The sequence below is a fragment of the Microvirga pakistanensis genome (assembly GCF_004458765.1).
Classification (GTDB): Bacteria; Pseudomonadota; Alphaproteobacteria; order Rhizobiales; family Beijerinckiaceae; genus Microvirga; species Microvirga pakistanensis.
The window spans coordinates 1-223 of sequence record NZ_SPJX01000623.1; the positions used below are offsets into that span (position 1 = coordinate 1).

A 223-nucleotide genomic window follows, 5' to 3' on the forward strand; every position below is an offset into this window, starting at 1 on the left:
TACAAACTACGCCATGCTGGAGCATCTACTTCTCCTGCCAAGGAATGCCCCCCTCTTCGCTGGAGCACAGCCCCGCTTTCTCGTGCTCGACGAAATTCATACTTATACCGGGGCCCAGGCCGTTGAGGTTGCCTTCTTGATCCGCAAGCTCAAGACCCGGTTGGGACTAGAGCCGAATGCCATTCAAGCCATTGGAACGAGCGCGAGCCTTGATGAGTCTCGA

1 protein-coding gene is annotated in these 223 nt (G+C 56.1%); it reads left to right on the top strand.

Annotation, left to right across the window (positions count from 1 at the left end):
- Positions 1-223: DEAD/DEAH box helicase family protein (locus E4K09_RS29900; protein WP_204985783.1), on the top strand; the 223-nt coding region annotated here is incomplete at both ends.